The organism is Streptomyces sp. NPDC017246 (genome assembly GCF_044331325.1).
Taxonomy (GTDB): Bacteria; Actinomycetota; Actinomycetes; order Streptomycetales; family Streptomycetaceae; genus Streptomyces.
In genome coordinates, this window is the sequence record NZ_JBIRMW010000018.1 from 43821 (window position 1) to 65036 (window position 21216).

Genomic DNA, 21216 nt, shown 5'->3' on the forward strand with positions numbered 1-21216 from the left:
GGTCATGAGCGTGCCATCATCGAGCATCGATCGACCAAGTGGAGTCCGAGTGGGGAGGGCGCGTGGCGATGGAGGCCGGCCCTCGCGACAGAGAACAGCACGAGGCGGCGCTCGGTGACCCGACGGGTGACACCCCGGGCCGTCCGACCGACGACGACCTTCCGGTCGGTGCCCCGGGGCTGACCCCGGACGGCCCCGACGACGCGGTGGGCACCGCCGTCGAGGTGGACGCCGACGAGGTCGAGGTCGAGCTGCGTCCCCAGCGCCGGCTGAGGATCTGGCAGCTCGCGCCCATCGTGGGCCTGGCGGCCGTCGGCTCGCTGATGTTCGCGTTCCCGCTCGCCTTCGGTTCGGGCGACGGCGGCGCCGTCCTGGCCATGCTCGGACTCCTGATCAGCTTCTGCGCGGCGGGCTGGGGCATGATGGCCGCCCGCAAGGTCGGCTACACCTGGCCGGGCCTCCCGCAGCGGGGCTCCGGCGAGCGGCCGAACTGGCGTTACCTCGTCCTGTACGTGACGACGATCGCGGCCCTGGTCGCCCTCGCGGTCTGGCGTGTGGCCCGGCTGCGCTGACGCTCCGTCCGCGGCCGGCGACGACACCTCGTCCGCCGGCCCGCGTCGGCCGTCCGTGTGGCGCCGGGCCCACCCTGTGGACGAGCGGGCGGCCCGTCGCGGCCACCCCGTACAGTTGAGCTCGTGACCAGCACGCCGACCTCGCCGCTCGCCTTCCTCAAGGGCCACGGCACCGAGAACGACTTCGTGATCGTCCCCGACGCGGAGAACGCCGTCGACCTGTCCGCTGCCGCCGTCGCGCGGCTCTGCGACCGGCGGGCCGGCATCGGCGGCGACGGGCTGCTGCACGTCGTGCGCAGCGCCTCCCATCCCGAGGCGCGGCACATGGCCGACGAGGCCGAGTGGTTCATGGACTACCGCAACGCGGACGGCTCGATCGCCGAGATGTGCGGGAACGGCGTCCGGGTCTTCGCCCGCTATCTGGAGCACGCCGGGCACATCACCGCCGGCGAGGCCGCCGTCGCCACCCGCGGCGGGGTCAAGCACGTCCACCTCGGCAAGGACGGCTCCGTCACCGTCGCCATGGGCCGCGCGGTCCTTCCGGAGGCCGCGGTCACGGTCACCGTCGACGGCCGCAGCTGGCCCGCGCGCAACGTGAACATGGGCAATCCGCACGCGGTCGCCTTCGTCGAGGACCTCGCCCACGCCGGAAACCTGTTCACCGAGCCGCCGTACGAGCCCGCCGCGGTCTACCCGGACGGGGTGAACATCGAGTTCGTCGCCGACCGCGGCCCCCGCCACGTCGCCATGCGGGTCCACGAGCGCGGCGCCGCCGAGACGCGGTCCTGCGGCACCGGCGCGTGCGCCGTGGCCGTCGCCGCCGCCCGCCGGGACGGCGCCGACCCCGCTGAGAGCGGCACCCCCGTCACGTACACCGTGGACGTGCTCGGCGGGACCCTGCTCATCACCGAGCACCCCGACGGCCGGATCGACATGACGGGTCCCGCCGAGATCGTCGCCGAGGGCACCGTCGACCCGGCCTGGCTCGGCTGAATCACCACCGCCCGGCCCGGCCGGACGCGCCCGTGCGACCCGGCCGAATCGAAGGAACCAGCGGAATCGAAACAGTCAACGACTGATTTGTCGCTCGAATGGGTGATCCGGTTCACGCTGGGCGAGAGGGCGACTGCGCCACGTGGTGGGGTCGGTAGCATCAAGCACCGGCCCCCCGGGTACGCCTGGCCCGCCCACCGCCGGTCGACGTTGCCGGAGGTGCCCCATGAGCGCAGAGGCCACCAACCCTGTGAGCGCGGCGGAAGCCGCCGTCACCGATGCGACCGCCCGCAGACGCGGACGCGCCCGGATCGACCTGCGCCGGCTCGGCCGCGCGGCCCTGCTCGGCGCCACCGCGGGACCCGCGCCCCGTGACCGGTTGCCCGACGCCATCAGTCATGTCGCCGAGGCACACCGCGCCCACCATCCCGAGGCCGACCTCTCGGTGCTGCGCCGGGCGTACGTGCTCGCCGAGTCCTCGCACCGCGGCCAGTTCCGCAAGAGCGGCGAGCCGTACATCACCCACCCGCTGGCGGTGACCCTCATCCTCGCCGAACTCGGCGCGGAGACCACCACCCTGACCGCCTCCCTCCTCCACGACACCGTCGAGGACACCGAGGTGACACTGGATCAGGTACGCCGGGAGTTCGGCGACGAGGTCGCCTATCTCGTCGACGGCGTCACCAAGGTGGAGAAGATCGACTACGGCGCGGCCGCCGAGCCCGAGACCTTCCGCAAGATGCTCGTCGCCACCGGCGACGACGTCCGGGTGATGTCGATCAAGCTCGCCGACCGGCTCCACAACATGCGCACCCTCGGCGTGATGCGGCCCGAGAAACAGGCCAGGATCGCCAAGGTCACCCGGGACGTCCTCATCCCGCTGGCCGAACGGCTCGGGGTCCAGGCCCTCAAGACCGAGCTGGAGGATCTCGTCTTCGCCATCCTCCACCCCGAGGAGTACGAGACCACCCGCGCGCTCATCGCCGCCAACCCCCACGCGGGCGACGCGCTCGGCGCCGTGGCCGAACAGGTGACGACGGTCCTGCGCGAGGCGGACATCGGCGCCGAAGTCCTCGTCCGGCCAAGGCACTTCGTCTCCGTGCACCGGGTCCGCCTGAAGCGCGGAGAGCTGCGCGGCTGCGACTTCGGCCGGCTCCTCGTCCTGGTCGCCGAGGACGCCGACTGTTACGCGGTCCTCGGCGAGCTCCACACCTGTTTCACCCCGGTGATCTCCGAGTTCAAGGACTTCATCGCGGCCCCCAAGTTCAACCTGTACCAGTCGCTGCACACCGCGATCGCCGCCCCCGACGGCGCCGTCGCCGAGGTCCTCATCCGGACCCACCGGATGCACAGGGTCGCGGAGGCGGGCGTCGTCGCCCTCGGCAATCCGCACGTGGGGCAGGACGCCGCCGGCCAGCCGGCGGGCATCGGCCCCTCCGGTGCCGGCGACCGGCCGGACGCGGTCCCGGACGCCGCCGCCGGCTCCCTCACCCGGGAAGCCGGCCGGTTGGGAACCGCCGGCCGTGAGGACGTCACCCCGGCCCCCGCCGAGGACGGCGAGCGCGTCGACCCCACGCGCCCCGGCTGGCTCTCCCGGCTCCTCGACTGGCAGCAGGCGGCCCCCGACCCCGACACCTTCTGGACCTCGCTCCGGGCCGACCTGGCCGAGGACGACGAGATCACCGTTTTCCGCGCCGACGGCAGCGCCCCCGGCACCATCAGCCTGCCCGTCGGAGCCAGCTGCGTCGACGCCGCCTACGCCCAGCACGGCGAGGCCGCCCACGGCTGCCTCGGCGCCCGCGTCAACGGCCGCCTCGCACCGCTGAGCACCGTCCTCGGGGACGGGGACACCGTCCAGCTGCTGCTCGCCCAGGACGCCGTGTCCGGACCGTCCCCGGAGTGGCTCGACCACGCCCGCACCCCGGCGGCCCGGATCGCGATCACCGGCTGGCTCCGCGCCCACCCCGAGGCGGCCGTGCCCCCCGCCGCAGCCACCGGCGCCCGGCCCCAGGTCCAGGTCGCCGCCGACCACCGCTCCGGCGCGGAACTCCACGCCGATCTGGAGGGCGAGCCGCGTCCGTCCGTCCGTCCGGCCGGCTGCTGCACCCCCGTACCGCCGGACACGATCACCGGCTTCCGGGTGCGCGGGGGATCGGTCACCGCCCACCGCACGGGCTGCGCCGCCGTCGACACCATGCGCGGGCTGGGCCGCGAACCCGTCACCGTCCGCTGGGGCGACACGGCGCAGGGCCGGGTCACCCTGGTCGCGGAGTCCTTCGGACGGCCGGGGCTCCTCGCCGACCTCACCGAGGCCATCGCCGTCGCCGGGGCCGCCGTGGTCTCCGCGACCGTCGAGCCGCCCAGCGAGCAGCGGGTCCGCCACACGTACACCCTCCACCTGCCCGACGTGGCCCGGCTCGCCGCTCTCATGCGGGCCATGCGGGACGTGCCCGGGGTGTACGACGTGAGCCGCGCCCGCCACCGCTCGTCACCGGAACCGCGCCGCGCCTGACCCGCCGCCGGGCGGCACGGGAGGGCACGGCGTCGCGGGAGGGCACGGGAGGCGGAGGGGGACGGCGGGGGACCGCCGATGACCCCCTTCGAGTGGCGGGCGAGCGCGCCGCCCGGGGGAGCGGCCGAAGCCCTGGTAGCCGTAGGGCCAGTCCTCCGGAAAGGCCTGGCCCATGCCGCTCGTCCGAACCCCCCTGCCCCGTGCGAGGTGGCTCCGCTCCGCCGTCCTGGTCGCCGCCTCGGCCGGGCTCGTCGCCGCCGCGTTGCCCGCCCCGGCGCCGCTCGGCATCGGGGACCCGCTCTTCCCGCACCTCGGCAATCCCGGCTACGACGTCCTCGCGTACGCCGTCGACCTCACCTACCCCGGCGTCAACACGGAACCGCTGGCCGCCGTGACCCGGATCGACGCGCTCGCCACCGACGACCTGGAGCGGCTCAACCTCGACTTCACCCACGGCACGGTCTCCGCCGTCACCGTCGACGGACTGCCCGCCGCGTACGCGAGCAGCGGCGAGGACCTGGTCGTCACCCCCGTCGTGCCGATCGACGAGGGCGAGTCGGTCGAGATCGTCGTCACCCACACCAGCGACCCCGGCGGCCCCGCCGACACCGGCGGCTGGGTCCGCACCGGCGACGGACTCGCCATGGCCAACCAGGCCGACGCCGCCCACCGGGTCTTCCCGTCCAACGACCACCCGGCGGACAAGGCGTACTTCACCTTCCGGATCACCGCCCCCAGCGCACTCACGGTGGTCGCCAACGGCCTGCCCGCAGGCCGGGTCACCCACGGCGCCGACACCACCTGGACGTACCGCACCCGCCACCCCATGGCCACCGAGCTCGCCCAGGTGTCCATCGGCCGCTCCACCGTCGTGCACCGCGCCGGACCCCACGGCCTGCCCGTACGGGACGTGGTCCGCACCGCCGACCGGGAGCTGATGGAGCCCTGGCTCCGCAAGACCCCCGGCCATCTGGAGTGGATGGAGCGGCAGGTCGGCGCGTACCCCTTCGAGACGTACGGGGTGCTCGTCGCGGACGCCGAAACGGGCTTCGAGCTGGAGACCCAGACCCTCTCGCTCTTCGAGCGTCGGCTCTTCACGGAACCGGCCTACCCGGAGTGGTACGTCGACTCGGTCATGGTGCACGAGCTGGCCCACCAGTGGTTCGGCGACAGCGTCTCGCCCCGGACCTGGTCCGACCTCTGGCTCAACGAGGGACACGCCAGCTGGTACGAGGCGCTCTACGCCGAGGAGACCGCAGGCAAGTCGCTGGAGCGGCGCATGAAGGCCGCCTACGCCGCCTCCGACGGGTGGCGGGCCGACGGCGGCCCGCCGGCCGCCCCCGAGCCCCCCGCACCCGGGCACAAGATCAGCCTCTTCCGGCCCGTCGTCTACGACGGCAGCGCCCTCGTCCTCTACGCGCTCCGCCAGGAGATCGGCACCGAGGCCTTCCGGCGGCTCGAGCGCCGCTGGGTCGCCGACCACCGGGACGGCACCGCCACCACCGCCGACTTCACCGCCCTGGCCGGCGAGATCGCCGGACGCGACCTCACCGCCTTCTTCCGCGCCTGGCTGTACGAGGCGAAGACCCCGCCGATGCCCGGGCACCCGGACTGGCGCGGTCGCCCCGTCGCGCCCGCCGAGAACGCCCCGAAACCCGGATGACGGGCCCCGGTGGGCCGTGTCACCATCGTCGGGTCGGCGACGCGGCCGACGGCCCGGGAATCATCCGGTGCCCTCGCGCGTTGCCACGGCATAAGACTCATCGCTTCATCGAAGCAATCGACGTAAGGATCAAATGACCTCCTCTTCTTCCCCTTCCCAGGACGAGCAGAGCTTCGCGGAGACGAGCCGTACCGAGAGCCTTCGGGCCGATGCCCTGATGGAAGAGGACGTCGCCTGGAGCCACGAGATCGACGGAGACCGGGACGGCGAGCAGTTCGACCGCTCCGAGCGCGCGGCCCTGCGCCGCGTCGCCGGCCTCTCCACCGAACTCGAGGACGTCACCGAGGTCGAATACCGCCAGCTGCGCCTCGAGCGCGTCGTGCTGGTCGGTGTGTGGACCTCGGGGACCGCCCAGGACGCGGAGAACTCCCTCGCGGAACTCGCGGCCCTCGCCGAGACGGCGGGCGCCCTCGTGCTCGACGGCGTGATCCAGCGCCGTGACAAGCCCGACCCGGCGACCTTCATCGGCTCCGGCAAGGCGCGTGAACTGCGCGACATCGTGGTCGAGACCGGCGCCGACACCGTCGTCTGCGACGGCGAGCTCAGCCCCGGCCAGCTCATCGCCCTGGAAGACGTCGTCAAGGTCAAGGTGGTCGACCGGACCGCCCTGATCCTCGACATCTTCGCCCAGCACGCCAAGTCCCGCGAGGGCAAGGCGCAGGTCGCGCTCGCGCAGATGCAGTACATGCTGCCGCGCCTGCGCGGCTGGGGTCAGTCGCTCTCCCGTCAGATGGGCGGCGGCGGCGGTGGCGGCATGGCCACCCGTGGTCCCGGTGAGACCAAGATCGAGACCGACCGGCGTCGTATCCGCGAGAAGATGGCGAAGATGCGCCGGGAGATCGCGGAGATGAAGACCGGCCGTGACATCAAGCGGCAGGAGCGCCGCCGTCACAAGGTGCCGTCGGTCGCCATCGCCGGCTACACCAATGCCGGAAAGTCCTCCCTGCTCAACCGGCTCACCGGCGCGGGCGTGCTCGTGGAGAACGCCCTGTTCGCCACCCTCGACCCGACCGTCCGCCGGGCCGAGACGCCCAGCGGCCGGGTTTACACCCTGGCCGACACCGTCGGCTTCGTCCGGCACCTGCCGCACCACCTGGTCGAGGCGTTCCGCTCCACCATGGAGGAGGTCGGCGAGTCCGACCTCATCCTGCACGTGGTGGACGGCTCGCACCCGGCGCCGGAGGAGCAGCTGGCCGCCGTGCGCGAGGTCTTCCGGGACGTCGGCGCGGTGAACGTGCCGGAGATCGTCGTCATCAACAAGGCGGACGCGGCGGACCCGCTGGTGATCCAGCGTCTGCTGCGGATGGAGAAGCACTCCATCGTGGTCTCGGCCCGCTCGGGCCAGGGCATCGACGAGCTGCTCGCGCTCATCGACTCCGAGCTGCCGCGCCCGGAGGTCGAGCTGGAAGCCCTCGTGCCGTACACGCAGGGCGGTCTGGTCTCGCGGGTGCACGCCGAGGGCGAGGTCGAGTCCGAGGAGCACACCCCGGAGGGCACCCTGCTCAAGGCCCGGGTGCACGAGGAACTGGCGGCGATGCTCGCGCCGTACGTCCCCGCCGCGCACTGACGGCACGCACGACAGCGCCCTCGGTCGTTCATGGGTGGTGCTGTGGTGCTGTGGTGCTGTGGTGCTGTGGCGGGTGGTGCTGTGGTGAGTGGTGCGGTCGGTCGGGTCAGCGGGCGAACTTCTTGCTGACCATCTCGTGGGCCGCCTTGGCACCCCGGCCCAACTGCGGTCCGGCGAGCCAGCCGTTACCGCCGGCCGGGCCGATCGAGGTGTTCGACACCAGCGCCGTCTTGCCGTTCGGCAGCACACGGAACCAGCCGCCGCCCGAGGAACCACCGGTCATCGTGCAACCGATCCGGTACATCGTCGGCGTGGCCGGAGCCGTCGTCAGACGGGTCGCCCGGTCCAGGCACTTGTGCATGATCATGCCGTTGTACGGCGGCGCCGCCGGGTAGCCCCAGGCGCCCACCGTCCCGGACTGCGCCGGCGTCGGCGCGGAGAAGTCGACCGGGAGCGCGGCCCCTACGGTCTCCTCCAGGGACTTGCCGCCCCGCTGCGGCTGCACGTGGAGCACGGCGTAGTCGTACGGCCAGGCCTGGTTGGTGCCGCCGGACGTGATCCAGTCACCCGAGGTCACGGCCCAGTCGGCCCAGTACTGACCGTAGGGGTAGACCTCGTGCGGCTGCGCGTTGTTGAGCGCGGCGGGGGACTTGCCCAGGTCGTTGAAGGCCGGGACGAAGGTGATGTTGCGGTACCAGCCGCCCTTCTTGCCCGCGTGGACACAGTGGCCGGCCGTCCAGACCATGTTGGACTTCCCGGGCCGGCGCGGGTCCTTCACGATGGTGCCGGAGCAGACCATGTGGCCCTCGGGGGAGTCGAAGAAGATCTTCCCGACCGGGGCCGCGTTGCGGTGGTACGGCGTCTTCTCGCGCTGCGCCTTCACGGGGCGGGGCGTCGGGTCGCTGCCGCCGCTTCCGGCCTGCGCGGTGATCGTCGGGTCCGGGCTCTTCGCCGACTGCATCCGCGCCGGGTCCCAGAGTCCCTCGATGACCGGGTTGACGAAGTCCTCGGCCTCACGGAGCCAGGTGTCCGTGTCCCAGTTCTTCCATTCGCCGTCCTTCCACTTGTCCAGGTCGACGCCGTGCTTCTTGAGCTTGTCGGCGAGGTCCTTGGTGAGGTCGGCGCCACCGCCGTCGGTGGCCGGCGCGGAGCTGTCCGCCCCGGCGGACGGCTTGTCCGCGGCCGGGGTCTCGGTGGGGCCGCAGGCCGTGGCGGTCAGCGCGAGCGCCGTGGCCAGGCCGAGGGCGGCGGGTATGAGTCGTACGGAACGCATGTGGTGAATTCCCCCTGAGATGATTCCCGCGTCCGGGACCGGCCACGTTGCCGCTTTCCGGCGCGAACTCGCCTTGACGTTCGCGGTATTGGCCTCACGTTGCCATGGACGCGTCACTAGCGGTGCACAGTATGCCGGTCGGACGGGACCCGGCCGGGACGCGGGTCCCGGCCGGGCGGACATGAGGGGAGGCGGGACCCCGGGGCCCCGCCTCCCCGCCGCGCCTACTGCCCGGCGTACTTCTTGCTGACCTCGTCGAAGATCGCCTTGGCCTCGGGACCGAGACGCGGACCCGCGAGCCAACCGGCCGTCGACGGGCCGATCGAGGTGTTCGACACCAGCGCCGGCTTGCCGTCACTGCCCTGGGCGACCCAGCCGCCACCGGACGAACCGCCGGTCATCGTGCAGCCGATCCGGTACATCGTCGGCTGGTTCGTCTCCAGGGACAGCCGGCCCGGCTTGTCCTCGCACTGGAACATCTTCTGGCCGTCGAACGGCGGCGCCGCCGGGTATCCGGTCGCCTCCATGGCCTTGATCTTCGGGACGGCGGGGGCGTTGAAGTCCACCGGGAGCGCCGAACCGACGGTCTCCTCCAGAGACTTGCTCGTGCCGCCCTTCTCCGGAGTCACCTGGATGACCGCGAAGTCGTAGGGCGCGCCCGCGCCACCGGTGGAAGCGCCCTGGGCGATCCACTGGTCGGAGGTCTTCACCCAGTCCGCCCACCACACGCCGTACGGGGCGATCTGCTCGCGCGTCGCCTTCTCCAGGTCGGCGGTCGACAGCGCGGCGTCGTTGTACGAGGGTACGAAGGCGATGTTGCGGTACCAGCCGCCCTTCTTGCCCTTGTGCACGCAGTGGCCGGCCGTCCACACCATGTTGGACTTGCCGGGATGCGCCGGGTCCTGCACGACCGTGGCCGAGCAGACCATCGAGCCCTCGGGGCCGTCGAAGAAGACCTTCCCGGACTCCGGGGCGTTGGCGTGGTACTTGCCCGCCACGGCCTTCGCCCGCACCGGGTCCGGCGTCGGGTCGGTCACGCCCTTGTCGCCCGAGATGTCCTCCTCCTCGACCGGCTTGTCGGGGCGCTCGGCGTCCCGCATCCGGTCCGGGTCCCAGAGGTCCTCGATGATCGGGTTGACGAAGTCCTTTGCCTCACGCAGCCACTTGTCGCGATCCCAGTTCTTCCACTCGCCGTCGCGCCACTTGTCGAGGTCGATCCCGTGTTCCTTCAGGCGGTCCTTCAGGTCCTCCGGAATCTTGATCTTGTCGGCCGGGTTCTGGGCGGTCGCGGGCGCACTGGGCTTGTCTCCCGCGTTCTCCTCGCTCGGCCCGCAGGCCGTAACGGTGAGCGTCAGCGCCGCGACGGCGGAAGCAGCCGTCAGCAACGGACGAATCGATCGCATCTCGTGATCCCCCTGGGACTACGTCAACTTGTGCATGGACAGCGGCCGTGCCCGCGCGGACAGCGGCCGACGGCCCCCACTATGCCGGTGCCGGAGGGGACGGTACGCGGCCGGTCGGCGGTTCCGGTCATGGTTCGGCCGTTGCCGTGCCGTGATCCGGGACACGCCAAGTTCTTGCCTTCGGCCCGTGATCCCCGGCAGTTCGCGTCGTTGGTACGTACGGGGGACACAACGGTGGCGCTCAGGGCGGCCCTTGCGGCGGCTTCGCGACGTCCCGATGTGCAACGCAACTGTTACAGCGGGAGGACACCGAGCCGTGGCCGTGACCGAATCAGCTCCGGCCGTCCCACCGGCCGCGCGGACGCAGACCCGGACGCCCGACGGGACCCACGGCGCACCGCCCGACGGGACGCCCACCGAGGCCCACGCCCCGACGGTCCGAGGCACCCCGGCCGAGGAGGCTCCGCACCGAGGAGGTCCGGAGGGTGAGGCCTCGGCCCGAGAGCGTTCGGGGCATGGCGCCTCGGCCCGAGAGGGTTCGGAGCGTGGGGCGTCGGCCCGAGAGGGTTCGGACGGAGAAGGTTCGGGGCGTGGAGGTTCGGACCGAGAGGGCTCGGGCCAGGGCGGTGGCGGCTACGAGGGCATCCTGCGCCGCCAGTCCCTCCGCGAATCCGCCGCCCGCACCTACGCCCGCTCCCTGCCGATCGTCCCGGTGCGCGCGCGGGGACTGACCATCGAGGGCGCCGACGGCCGCCGCTACCTGGACTGCCTGTCCGGCGCCGGGACACTCGCCCTCGGCCACAACCACCCCGTGGTCCTCGAAGCCATCAGGAAGGTCCTCGACTCGGGCGCCCCGCTCCACGTCCTCGACCTCGCCACCCCCCTGAAAGACGCCTTCACCTCCGAGCTGTTCGCCACCCTGCCGGGCGAACTCGCCGACAACGCCCGCATCCAGTTCTGCGGTCCGGCCGGCACGGACGCCGTGGAGGCGGCCCTCAAACTCGTCCGCACCGCCACCGGCCGCAGCGGCCTCCTCGCCTTCACCGGCGCCTATCACGGCATGACCTCCGGCGCCCTCGACGCCTCCGGCGGAGCCACCGACGTCCGTGTCACCCGGCTGCCCTACCCACAGCAGTACCGCTGCCCCTTCGGCGTCGGCGGCGCCCGCGGCGCCCAACTCGCCGCCCGCTGGACCGAGAACCTCCTCGACGACCCCAAGAGCGGTGTCACCACCCCCGCCGGGATGATCGTCGAAGCCGTCCAGGGCGAGGGCGGGGTCATCCCCGCCCCCGACGAATGGATGCGTCGGATGCGCCGGATCACCGCCGACCGTTCCATCCCCCTCGTCGTCGACGAGGTCCAGACCGGCGTCGGCCGCACCGGCGCCTTCTGGGCCGTCGAGCACAGCGGCGTCGTCCCCGACGTGATGGTCCTCTCCAAGGCCATCGGCGGCTCCCTTCCCCTCGCCGTCATCGTCTACAGATCCGAGCTCGACGCCTGGGAACCCGGCGCCCACGCCGGCACCTTCCGCGGCAACCAGCTCGCCATGGCCGCGGGCACGGCCACCCTCGCGTACGTCCGGGAGAACAGACTCGCCGAGCGCGCCGGCACACTCGGCGCCCGCTTCCTCGGCCAACTCCGAGGCCTCGCGACCGCCCACCCCTGCGTCGGCGACGTCCGTGGCCGGGGCCTCATGATCGGCGTGGAACTCGTCGACCCCGACGCCGACTCCGACGCCGCAGGACCGGACGACTCCGTGCCCCCCGCCGCCCCCGCGCTGGCCCTCGCCGTCCAGCAGGAGTGCCTCGCCCGCGGACTCATCGTGGAACTCGGCGGCCGCCACTCCGCGGTGGTCCGCCTCCTGCCCCCGCTCACCCTCACCGACGAGCAGGCCACCGCCGTCCTGGACCGCTTTGCCGACGCCCTGGCCGCGGCCGAACGGGCCCACACCCCCCAGCCGCCCGCCGCCCGCCGAGTCACGGCCCCCCGGACCGCCCCCGGGCCGTCCCACTGACCCGGACCGCCCCCGGCCCCACCCCAAGGAAGCCCCCGTGAACGCCACGCCCCCCTCCCCGGCGCCCGAGACCGAGGCCCCCCTCGCCGTCCAGCACCTCGGCCCGCAGGTCCTCACCTCCCAGGTACTCGCCCCCGAACCCCTCGCCACCCCACTACTGCCCCCCAAGCCCCACGTCACCGACCTCCTCACGCCCGAGCCCCGCGTATCCGAGGCCCTCGCCACCGACACCCTCACCACCGGCACCCTCACCACCGAGGAAGCCACCTCGAAGGAAACCCCCTCCGAGACCCCCGGCCGCACCGCCCCCGGCACCGAGCGACTCGGCACCGAAGCCCCCAGCCGCACCGCCCCTGGTCTCACCGCCCCCGGCCCCGAGACGCCCCGCACCGGGTCCCAGGGCAGCACTTCCTGGGGCACGGAGGCGCTCCGCGCGGAGCCGCTCCGCGCAGAGGCGGCCCGTACCGAGACGCTCCCCACCGAGGCCCGTGGCACCGCCCCCGGCACCGAGACGCCCCGCGCCGGGGCCCCGGGCAGCACCACCGCGGGCACCGAGGTCCTCCGCGCCGAGGCTCCGGGCCGAGCCACCCCCTGTGCCACGGAACCCCGCGCCACGGAACCCGGTGCCACGGAACCCGGTGCCACGGAGCCCCGCTCCACGGAACCCCCCGTGACCGACCCGAGCGTCGCCCAAGCCGCCACCGCCGACCCCACCGTCCCGCGTCAGCACGCCGGCCCGCACGACCCACGGCCCCACCGCCCGGTCACCGCCGCCGACCCGCTGGACGACCCGGACCCCCAGCGCGCCGCCGACGCGGCCGCCGTCGAGAACCTGCTCCGCTGCTGGGTCCGGGAGAAGAACCTGCCGACCCCCGGCTCCACCACCCTGCGCATCCCCCTCGACGCCAGCGGCACCGCTCTCCTCGTCCCGGTCCTCTACTGGTCGCCCACCGGCTGGCACCGCTTCGGTGCCCCGGCCCTCGAAGGCCTCCCGGCCACGGCTCCCACCGTCGACGCCGTGACCGTGGCAGCCCTGCTCAGCCGGGAGTCCGGCCGGCCCGAGGGCACCGAACTCGTCGGCAGGGTCGCCGACTCCGCCCGCCGTACCGCCGACTTCCTCACCGAGCGCCGCCAGCGGCCCCAGCCGCACCCGGACGCCGATCTCTTCCTCGCCGCCGAACAGTCCCTGCTGCTCGGCCACCCCCTTCACCCGACTCCCAAGAGCCGCGAAGGCCTCTCCGACGCCGAGGCCCGGCTCTACTCACCCGAACTGCAGGGTTCCTTCCCCCTCCACTGGCTGGCCGTTGAGCCCTCCCTCCTGGCCGCCGACTCCGCCTGGACCGAACAGGGCCGTCCCGTCACCGCGGAGCAAATCGCCACCGGCCTCGCCGAAGGACTTCCGCTCCCTGCCGGTACCGCGCCCTTGCCCCTTCACCCCTGGCAGGCCCGCGAGCTCCTGCTCCGCCCCGACGTCCGCGCCCTCCTCGACGCCGGCCTCCTCCACGACCTCGGTCTCCACGGGAGCTCCTGGCACCCCACCTCCTCCGTCCGTACCGTGCACCGCCCCGGCGCGCGGGCCATGCTGAAGCTCTCCCTCGGCCTGCGCATCACCAACTCGCGCCGCGAGAACCTCCGCAAGGAGCTTCACCGCGGCGTCGAGGTCCACCGCCTGCTCCGCACCGGCCTCGTGGACGAGTGGCAGGCCGTCCACCCGGCCTTCGACATCGTCCGCGACCCCGCCTGGCTCGCCGTCGACGCCCCCGACGGCACCCCCGTCCCCGGACTCGACGTCATGATCCGCCACAACCCCTTCGGGCCCGGCGACGACGCCGTCTGCATCGCCTCTCTCACCACCCCCCGTCCCTGGCCGGGAGCCACCACCATGCGCTCCCGCCTCGCCGACGTCATCGGCCGCCTCGCCGCCCGTACCGGCCGCCCCACCACGGCCGTCTCCGCCGAGTGGTTCCTCCGCTACCTCGATCAGGTCGTCCGCCCCATCCTCTGGCTCGACGGACACGCCGGCATCGCCCTGGAGGCCCACCAGCAGAACACCCTGGTGCTCCTCGACCCCGACGGCTGGCCGGTCGGCGGGCGCTACCGGGACAACCAGGGCTACTACTTCCGTGAGTCCCACCGGAGCGAGCTGGAGAGCCGCCTCCCCGGCATCGGCGCCGACAGCGACACCTTCGTCTCCGACCAGGTCACCGACGAGCGCTTCGCCTACTACCTCGGCATCAACAACGTCCTCGGCCTCATCGGAGCCTTCGGGGCCCAACACCTCGCCGACGAGCGGGTCCTGCTTGCCGCCCTCCGCAGCTTTCTCGCCTCCGCCACCAGCCTCGGATCACCCCTTCCCCACCGCCTTCTGGAGGCCGCGACCCTCCGCAGCAAGGCCAACCTCCTCACCAGGCTGCACGGCCTGGACGAACTCGTCGGCCCCGTCGACACCCAGTCCGTCTACGTCACCGTCGCCAACCCCCTCCGCGCCTGAGGCCGCCTTCCAAGAACCCACGCCCCGACCGCACCGCCGAGAGGAGAGCGACACCGTGTCACCCACCCGCCCACCGGCCGACCCGCCAGGCGACGACACCCTCGACCTGAGGCTCGACGAGCTCGTCGCTCTCCTCGAAGGCGGTCCCGCCGACACCGAACTCCGCGAGGGCGACCTCCTGGACTCCGTCGCCTCATGGGACCCGGCCGACACCGCCGTCGGGGTCTTCCGGCTCGTCCCCGTACAACTCGAACGGGATCTGGCCCTTCTCACCCGGTGGATGAACGACCCCGCCGTAGCCGCCTTCTGGGAACTGTCCGGACCCGAGAACGTGACCGCCGAGCACCTCCGCGCCCAGCTCGAGGGCGACGGCCGGAGCGTGCCCTGCCTCGGCCTGCTCGACGCCACGCCCATGAGCTATTTCGAGATCTACCGCGCCGACCTCGACCCGCTCGCCCGCCACTACCCGGCGCGTCCCCACGACACCGGTATCCATCTGCTGATCGGAGGTGTCACGGACCGGGGTCGCGGCGTCGGTGCCACACTTCTGCGCGCCGTCGCCGATCTCGTCCTCGACCACCGTCCCCGCTGTACCCGCGTCGTCGCCGAACCCGACATCCGTAACACTCCCTCCGTCTCGGCCTTCCTCAGCGGTGGCTTCCGCTATGCGGCGGAAGTCGACCTCCCCGACAAACGAGCGGCGCTCATGATGCGTGACCGCGCCCTCCGTCACGCTCTGTGAACAACCCTCTGCCTTCTATACACCGCTCGACCCACAGCGGTTCCCACTCCGAGGAGTCCTCGTGTCGATGTCCCCTGCACCCCACGACTCCGCACAGCCCGCCCCGTCCCCCACGGCCGAACCGACGCCGGCACCCCACCTGCTCGCGCCCCCCGAGCTGAACGCCGCCGCCTGGACCCGCGCCTCCTCCCGCCTCCTCGCCAAGGCCCTCGCCGAGTTCGCCTACGAGGAGATCCTCGAACCCGAACCCGAACCCGAACCCGAACCCCGACCCGCGGTGACCCCGGACCTCACGTCCGCCGAACCCGCGGCGGCCCCGGACCTCACGTCCGCCGAACCCGCGGTCGCCCCGAACCTCACGTCCGCCGAACCCGCCATCGCGGCCGAGGAAGCGGACCTCGCCCCCGCGACCGACGAGGCCCCCCACCGCTACACACTGCGCCTCGACGACGGCACGACCCTCACCTTCCGTGCCCGGCGAGGCGCCTACGGCAGCTGGCACGTCGCCGCGGACACGATCACCCACGAGGGCCGGCCCATGACGGACCCCCTCGACTTCCTGGTCCGGGCCCGCCGTCTCCTTCAGCTCGACGGTGCCACCCTCGGCCACCTCATCCGGGAGCTCTCCGCCACTCTCGCCGCCGACGCCCGCCTCGACCACACGGCCCTTCCGGCCGCCCGGCTCGCCGACCTCTCCTACGCGGAACTCGAAGGCCATCAGACCGGCCACCCCTGGCTCGTCCTCAACAAGGGCCGTATCGGCTTCTCCGCCACCGACGCCGCCCGCTGGGCCCCCGAGGCGCGTCGCGCGGCCCGGCTGCCGTGGATCGCCGTCAGCAACCGCCTCGCCGCGTACCGAGGGGTGTCGGGTCTCGACACCCCCGACCGTCTCTACGCCCAGGAGCTCGACCCCGAGGTCCATGCCGCCTTCCGTGCCGAGCTGACCGCCCGCGGCCACGAACCCGACGGCTACCTCCTGCTGCCCGTCCACCCCTGGCAGTGGGACGAGGTCCTCCTCCCGCTCTACGCCCCGGCGGTCGCCGCAGGGACCGTCGTCCCGCTTCGCACGGACGGGGACCTCCGGCTTCCGCAGCAGTCGGTCCGCACCTTCCTCAACACCAGCCGCCCCGACCGGCACACCGTCAAACTCCCGCTGTCGGTGCTCAACACCCTCGTCTGGCGCGGTCTGCCCACCGAGCGCACTCTGGCCGCCCCCGCCGTCACCGCCTGGGTGCACGGCCTGCGCGAAGCCGACCCCTTCCTGCGGGACGAGTGCGGGGTGGTCCTTCTCGGCGAGGTCGCCTCCGTCACCGTCGAGCATCCCCTGTATGACCGGCTCCCCGAAGTCCCCTACCAGTACAAGGAACTTCTCGGCGCGATCTGGCGCGAACCGCTCCGGCTGCCCCCGGGCGAGCGGGCCCGTACCCTCGCCTCCCTGCTCCACGCGGATCCCGAGGGGCGGGCGTTCGTCGCCGAACTCGTCGAGCGGTCCGGACTCGCCCCCGCCGTCTGGCTCCAGCACCTCTTCGCCGCCCTGCTGCCACCGCTGCTGCACTTCCTCTACCAGTACGGCACGGTCTTCTCCCCGCACGGCGAGAACGCCATCGTCGTCTACGACGACGAGGACGTCCCCGTACGACTGGCGATCAAGGACTTCGTCGACGACGTGAACATCAGTGCCCGGCCGCTCCCCGAGCACGACACCCTGCCGGACGACGTGCGCGCCGTCCTCCTGACCGAGGAACCCGACTTCCTCGTCCAGTTCATCCATTCGGGGCTCTTCGTCGGTGTCTTCCGCTATCTGGCGCCGCTCTGCGAGGAGCAACTCGATTTTCCCGAGCAGGATTTCTGGTCCCTCGTCCGGGCCGAGATCCTCCGCCATCAGGCGCGTTTCCCCGAGCTGAAGGAACGGTTCGAGCTCTTCGACCTCCTCACCCCCCGGATCGAGCGTCTCTGCCTCAACCGCAACCGTCTGCACCTGGACGGCTACCGTGACCGCCCCGAGCGCCCTCACGCGGCCGTCCACGGGACCGTCCCCAACCCGCTCGCGTGACGCGCGCGCGTGCCCTGGGTGTCAGTGGAGCCCCGTAGGCTGGACCAGCTATGACGAAGCCATCCCTCCCCGACCTCCTCCACGCCGCCGTCTCCGCCGTCGGCGGCACGGAGCGGCCCGGCCAGGTCACCATGGCCGAGGCCGTGGCCGAGGCCATCGACGACAACTCCCACCTCCTCGTCCAGGCCGGTACCGGCACGGGCAAGTCGCTCGGCTACCTGGTGCCGGCACTGGCCCAGGGGGAGCGGGTGGTGGTGGCCACGGCCACCCTGGCGCTGCAGCGCCAGCTCGTCGAGCGCGACCTTCCGCGGACGGTCGACGCACTGCATCCGCAGCTGCGTCGCCGCCCGCAGTTCGCCATGCTCAAGGGCCGGTCGAACTACCTCTGTCTCCACCGGCTGCACGAAGGCGTCCCGCAGGACGAGGAGGACGGCCTCTTCGACCCCTTCGAGGCGGCCGCGCCCACCAGCAAGCTGGGTCAGGACCTGATGCGGCTCCGGGACTGGTCGGACGAGACGGAGACCGGGGACCGGGACGACCTGACGCCGGGCGTCTCCGACAAGGCCTGGGCGCAGGTCTCGGTCTCCTCCCGGGAGTGCCTCGGTGCGAGCAAGTGCGCGTACGGGGCGGAGTGCTTCGCCGAGGCGGCCCGCGAGCGGGCCAAGCTCGCCGATGTCGTCGTCACCAACCACGCCCTGCTCGCCATCGACGCCATCGAGGGCGCCCCGGTGCTCCCGCAGCACGAGGTGCTGATCGTCGACGAGGCGCACGAGCTGGTCTCCCGGGTCACCGGGGTCGCCACCGGCGAGCTCACCCCCGGCCAGGTCAACCGCGCGGTCCGCCGGTCCGCCAAGCTGGTCGACGAGAAGGTCGCCGACCAGCTGCAGACCGCCGCCGAGGGCTTCGAGCGGGTCATGGAGCTGGCTCTGCCCGGGCGCCTGGAGGAGATCCCCGAAGACCTCGCGTACGCCCTGATGGCGCTGCGGGACGCGGCCCGCGCGGTGATCACGGCCCTGGGCTCCACCCGGGACCGGGCCGTGCAGGACGAGGACGCCGTACGCAAGCAGGCCATGGCCTTCGTGGAGAACGTGCACGGTGTCGCGGAGCGGATCACCCAGGGGTCGGAGTACGACGTCGTCTGGTACGAGCGTCATGACCGTTTCGGCGCCTCGGTGCGGGTCGCACCCCTCAGCGTCTCGGGCCTGCTGCGGGAGAAGCTGTTCACGGAGCGGTCCGTCGTCCTGGCCTCGGCCACGCTCAAGCTCGGCGGCGACTTCAACGGTGTCGGCGCCTCGCTCGGCCTGGCTCCGGAGGGCACCACGGGCGACGACCTGCCCGTCTGGAAGGGGATCGACGTCGGTTCCCCGTTCGACTACCCCAAGCAGGGCATTCTCTACGTCGCCAAGCACCTCTCCCGCCCCGCGCGGGACGGCGACCGGGGCGACATGCTCGACGAGCTGACCGAGCTGATGCAGTCGGCCGGCGGGCGCACCCTCGGCCTGTTCTCCTCCATGCGTGCGGCGCAGCAGGCGGCGGAGGAGCTTCGGACCCGGGTTCCGGAGCTGCCGATCCTGCTCCAGGGCGAGGACACGCTCGGTGAGCTGATCAAGAACTTCGCGGCCGACCCCAAGACCTGTCTCTTCGGCACGCTGTCGCTCTGGCAGGGTGTGGACGTCCCGGGGGCCAGCTGCCAGCTGGTCGTCATGGACAAGATCCCCTTCCCGCGCCCGGACGACCCGCTGATGAGTGCCCGGCAGAAGGCCGTGGAGGAGGCCGGGGGCAACGGCTTCATGGCGGTCGCGGCGACCCATGCCGCCCTGCTGATGGCCCAGGGCGCCGGCCGTCTGGTGCGGGCCACGGGCGACCGGGGTGTCGTGGCGGTCCTCGACTCCCGGCTGGCCACGGCCCGGTACGGCAGCTATCTGAAGGCCTCGCTGCCCGATTTCTGGTACACGACCGACCGCAACCAGGTGCGGAAGTCGCTCGCTGCCATCGACGCCGCGTCGAAGGCGGCGGGTGCCTGAGGTCCACGCCCGTAGGAGCCCCGGAGCGTGCCGGGGCTCCTACGGACACGGCAGGGCCCCGGGACCGGCGCAGTGGGTCCCGGGGCCCGGTCAGAGCCGGCGAGGTGTGTCACACCCGCCGGAGTACCGCCACGACCTTGCCGAGGATGGTCGCCTCGTCACCGGGGATCGGCTGGTACGCCGCGTTGTGCGGGAGCAGCCAGACATGACCGTCCTCGCGCTTGAAGCGCTTGACCGTCGCCTCGCCGTCGAGCATGGCCGCGACGATGTCGCCGTTCTCCGCGACGGGCTGACGGCGCACCGTGACCCAGTCGCCGTCGCAGATGGCGGCCTCGATCATCGAGTCACCGACGACCTTGAGGACGAACAGCTCACCGTCGCCGACCAGCTGCCGGGGGAGCGGGAAGACGTCCTCGACGGACTCTTCGGCCAGGATCGGGCCACCGGCCGCGATCCGGCCGACCAGGGGCACGTACGACGCGGCGGGCTTGCCCGTGGTGTCCGTCGGCTGGGTGCTCGGCTGGTCGGAACCGCGAACCTCGTACGCCCGGGGGCGGTGGGGGTCGCGGCGGAGGAAGCCCTTGCGCTCGAGCGCCATGAGCTGGTGCGCCACCGAAGAGGTGCTGGAGAGGCCGACCGCCTGCCCGATCTCACGCATCGACGGCGGGTAGCCGCGTCGCTGGACCGAATCGCGGATGACTTCGATGACCCTGCGCTGCCGGTCGGTGAGACCGGAGCTGTCGGCTCGGATGCCTGGAGGTCGCCCGGGGAGGGCCCGGGCGGGTCGCCCGGGGTCCTCGCCGTTCATGCTTGTGTCGTTCATGGCGTGCACCGGCTCGAGTCGGCCCTGGGAGCGGTCCTGGGCGGTGATGGTGGCACTGTCTGCGGTGGTGGTCACGTCGTCGGCCCCTCTCGAATGGTCTCCCTGGCTGGCACAACGGTAGTGGCTTTCGAAAGGTTGCGCCAAACACACGTTCGAGTGAAAATTCGCAGATTGCCTTACGCCTGTACGCATGCGGGTGTATGAGCACTCTCACGCCGCCGTCCCAATTCGGTCGTTACGGTAGCCTTCGCCGCTGGGCCGCGAGCATCCGGTGCACCCTCCCAGTGTCGCACCCGGAGGGGCGGATTCGCGGGAGCCGGCGCGCTGCGACACGCAGAGGGCCCGGAAGTGTCCGCAACCCAAGATCTAGTGGTTGGATGGCACCGGCCACCCAGGGGTAGTGGTCCCCGGTCTGCCGGGGATGCTCGTATCGCCTATGCTGGTGGTCGCTTCGCAGGGCCTTGACGGGTCGGGCGGGGTTCACCAGTCGTGCCATGAGGGAGGGTCGGAACCAATGCACTGCCCCTTCTGCAGGCACCCCGACAGCCGTGTCGTCGACAGTCGCACCACCGACGACGGGACGTCGATCCGACGCCGTCGCCAGTGCCCCGACTGCTCCCGTCGTTTCACGACGGTGGAGACGTGTTCGCTCATGGTCGTGAAGCGGTCCGGTGTCACCGAGCCCTTCAGCCGTACCAAGGTCATCTCCGGCGTACGCAAGGCGTGCCAGGGGCGACCGGTCACGGAGGACGCCCTCGCCAAGCTCGGCCAGTGGGTCGAGGAGGCGGTGCGCGCCACCGGCAGCGCCGAGCTGACCACCCATGACGTGGGTCTGGCCATCCTCGGCCCGTTGCAGGAGCTCGACGTCGTCGCGTACCTGCGCTTCGCGTCCGTGTACAAGGCTTTCGACAGCCTCGAAGACTTCGAGGCCGCCATCGTGGAACTCCGCGTGCGGCCTCCCGCTGAGAACCGCGGGACCGGTGCGACCCCCGAGGTCCCCGTTCCCGCCACCGCCGCCGACTGATC

The 21216-nt window shown here is 72.4% G+C and carries 14 protein-coding genes; 11 read left to right on the forward strand and 3 right to left on the reverse strand.

Features of this window, described 5'->3' with window-relative positions:
* The first annotated feature begins 68 nt into the window (after window positions 1-68).
* From ACH4MY_RS32160 to hflX, 5 genes are all read left to right on the forward strand, one after another.
* A complete protein-coding gene (locus tag ACH4MY_RS32160; RefSeq protein WP_398007643.1) occupies window positions 69-572 on the forward strand; it encodes a hypothetical protein in 504 nt (167 codons plus the stop codon).
* Window positions 573-695: 123 nt separating this feature from the next.
* Window positions 696-1565, forward strand: coding sequence for a diaminopimelate epimerase (dapF, locus tag ACH4MY_RS32165; protein ID WP_398007491.1), 870 nt, complete (start codon window positions 696-698; stop codon window positions 1563-1565).
* A gap of 226 nt (window positions 1566-1791) precedes the next feature.
* Entirely contained in the window at window positions 1792-4077 is a 2286-nt protein-coding gene (locus ACH4MY_RS32170; protein WP_398007493.1) for a RelA/SpoT family protein, read from the forward strand.
* Between the two features lie 172 nt (window positions 4078-4249).
* The gene (locus tag ACH4MY_RS32175; protein ID WP_398007495.1) at window positions 4250-5740 is read left to right on the forward strand and encodes a M1 family metallopeptidase; all 1491 of its coding nucleotides are present in this window, start codon (window positions 4250-4252) and stop codon (window positions 5738-5740) included.
* Window positions 5741-5873: 133 nt separating this feature from the next.
* A complete protein-coding gene (gene hflX, locus ACH4MY_RS32180; protein ID WP_398007497.1) occupies window positions 5874-7367 on the forward strand; it encodes a GTPase HflX in 1494 nt (497 codons plus the stop codon).
* Between the two features lie 106 nt (window positions 7368-7473).
* Here the strand turns inward: hflX and ACH4MY_RS32185 are convergent, their stop codons facing one another.
* Together ACH4MY_RS32185 and ACH4MY_RS32190 are read right to left on the reverse strand one after the other, a co-directional pair.
* A complete protein-coding gene (locus tag ACH4MY_RS32185; protein WP_398007499.1) occupies window positions 7474-8640 on the reverse strand; it encodes a trypsin-like serine peptidase in 1167 nt (388 codons plus the stop codon).
* Between the two features lie 224 nt (window positions 8641-8864).
* Complete coding sequence (locus ACH4MY_RS32190) at window positions 8865-10043, reverse strand: trypsin-like serine peptidase (protein ID WP_398007500.1); 1179 nt, start codon at window positions 10041-10043, stop codon at window positions 8865-8867.
* A 643-nt stretch (window positions 10044-10686) separates the two neighbouring features.
* On the opposite strand from ACH4MY_RS32190, the gene ACH4MY_RS32195 reads away from it, so the two are divergent.
* The 5 genes from ACH4MY_RS32195 to ACH4MY_RS32215 all read left to right on the forward strand — a co-directional run bounded on the left by ACH4MY_RS32195 (window position 10687) and on the right by ACH4MY_RS32215 (window position 19367).
* Window positions 10687-12057 carry a diaminobutyrate--2-oxoglutarate transaminase family protein gene (locus tag ACH4MY_RS32195; protein WP_398007645.1) on the forward strand — a complete coding sequence of 457 codons (1371 nt, stop codon included), beginning with the start codon at window positions 10687-10689 and terminating at the stop codon, window positions 12055-12057.
* A gap of 670 nt (window positions 12058-12727) precedes the next feature.
* On the forward strand, window positions 12728-14548 hold the full coding sequence (locus tag ACH4MY_RS32200) for an IucA/IucC family protein (RefSeq protein ID WP_398007647.1): 1821 nt from the start codon (window positions 12728-12730) through the stop codon (window positions 14546-14548).
* A 55-nt stretch (window positions 14549-14603) separates the two neighbouring features.
* The gene (locus ACH4MY_RS32205; RefSeq protein ID WP_398007501.1) at window positions 14604-15290 is read left to right on the forward strand and encodes a GNAT family N-acetyltransferase; all 687 of its coding nucleotides are present in this window, start codon (window positions 14604-14606) and stop codon (window positions 15288-15290) included.
* Between the two features lie 67 nt (window positions 15291-15357).
* Window positions 15358-17343 (forward strand): IucA/IucC family protein, encoded by a 1986-nt coding sequence (locus ACH4MY_RS32210; protein ID WP_398007503.1) that lies wholly within the window; start codon window positions 15358-15360, stop codon window positions 17341-17343.
* Between the two features lie 50 nt (window positions 17344-17393).
* Complete coding sequence (locus ACH4MY_RS32215) at window positions 17394-19367, forward strand: ATP-dependent DNA helicase (RefSeq protein WP_398007505.1); 1974 nt, start codon at window positions 17394-17396, stop codon at window positions 19365-19367.
* Between the two features lie 109 nt (window positions 19368-19476).
* Here ACH4MY_RS32215 and lexA read toward each other — a convergent pair whose 3' ends face one another.
* The gene (gene lexA / locus ACH4MY_RS32220; RefSeq protein ID WP_030325322.1) at window positions 19477-20265 is read right to left on the reverse strand and encodes a transcriptional repressor LexA; all 789 of its coding nucleotides are present in this window, start codon (window positions 20263-20265) and stop codon (window positions 19477-19479) included.
* Window positions 20266-20704: 439 nt separating this feature from the next.
* Here lexA and nrdR point away from each other — a divergent pair, with 439 nt between their 5' ends.
* The gene (gene nrdR, locus ACH4MY_RS32225) at window positions 20705-21214 is read left to right on the forward strand and encodes a transcriptional regulator NrdR (RefSeq protein ID WP_398007507.1); all 510 of its coding nucleotides are present in this window, start codon (window positions 20705-20707) and stop codon (window positions 21212-21214) included.
* Window positions 21215-21216: the final 2 nt, after the last annotated feature.

Coding starts and splice junctions, on each gene's coding strand:
- ACH4MY_RS32160 (WP_398007643.1), top strand. CDS start 69: ATGGAGGCCGGCCCTCGCGACAGAGAACAGCACGAGGCGGCGCTCGGT.
- ACH4MY_RS32170 (WP_398007493.1), top strand. CDS start 1,792: ATGAGCGCAGAGGCCACCAACCCTGTGAGCGCGGCGGAAGCCGCCGTC.
- ACH4MY_RS32175 (WP_398007495.1), top strand. CDS start 4,250: ATGCCGCTCGTCCGAACCCCCCTGCCCCGTGCGAGGTGGCTCCGCTCC.
- hflX (WP_398007497.1), top strand. CDS start 5,874: ATGACCTCCTCTTCTTCCCCTTCCCAGGACGAGCAGAGCTTCGCGGAG.
- ACH4MY_RS32185 (WP_398007499.1), bottom strand. CDS start 8,640: ATGCGTTCCGTACGACTCATACCCGCCGCCCTCGGCCTGGCCACGGCG.
- ACH4MY_RS32190 (WP_398007500.1), bottom strand. CDS start 10,043: ATGCGATCGATTCGTCCGTTGCTGACGGCTGCTTCCGCCGTCGCGGCG.
- ACH4MY_RS32210 (WP_398007503.1), top strand. CDS start 15,358: ATGTCCCCTGCACCCCACGACTCCGCACAGCCCGCCCCGTCCCCCACG.
- ACH4MY_RS32215 (WP_398007505.1), top strand. CDS start 17,394: ATGACGAAGCCATCCCTCCCCGACCTCCTCCACGCCGCCGTCTCCGCC.
- nrdR (WP_398007507.1), top strand. CDS start 20,705: ATGCACTGCCCCTTCTGCAGGCACCCCGACAGCCGTGTCGTCGACAGT.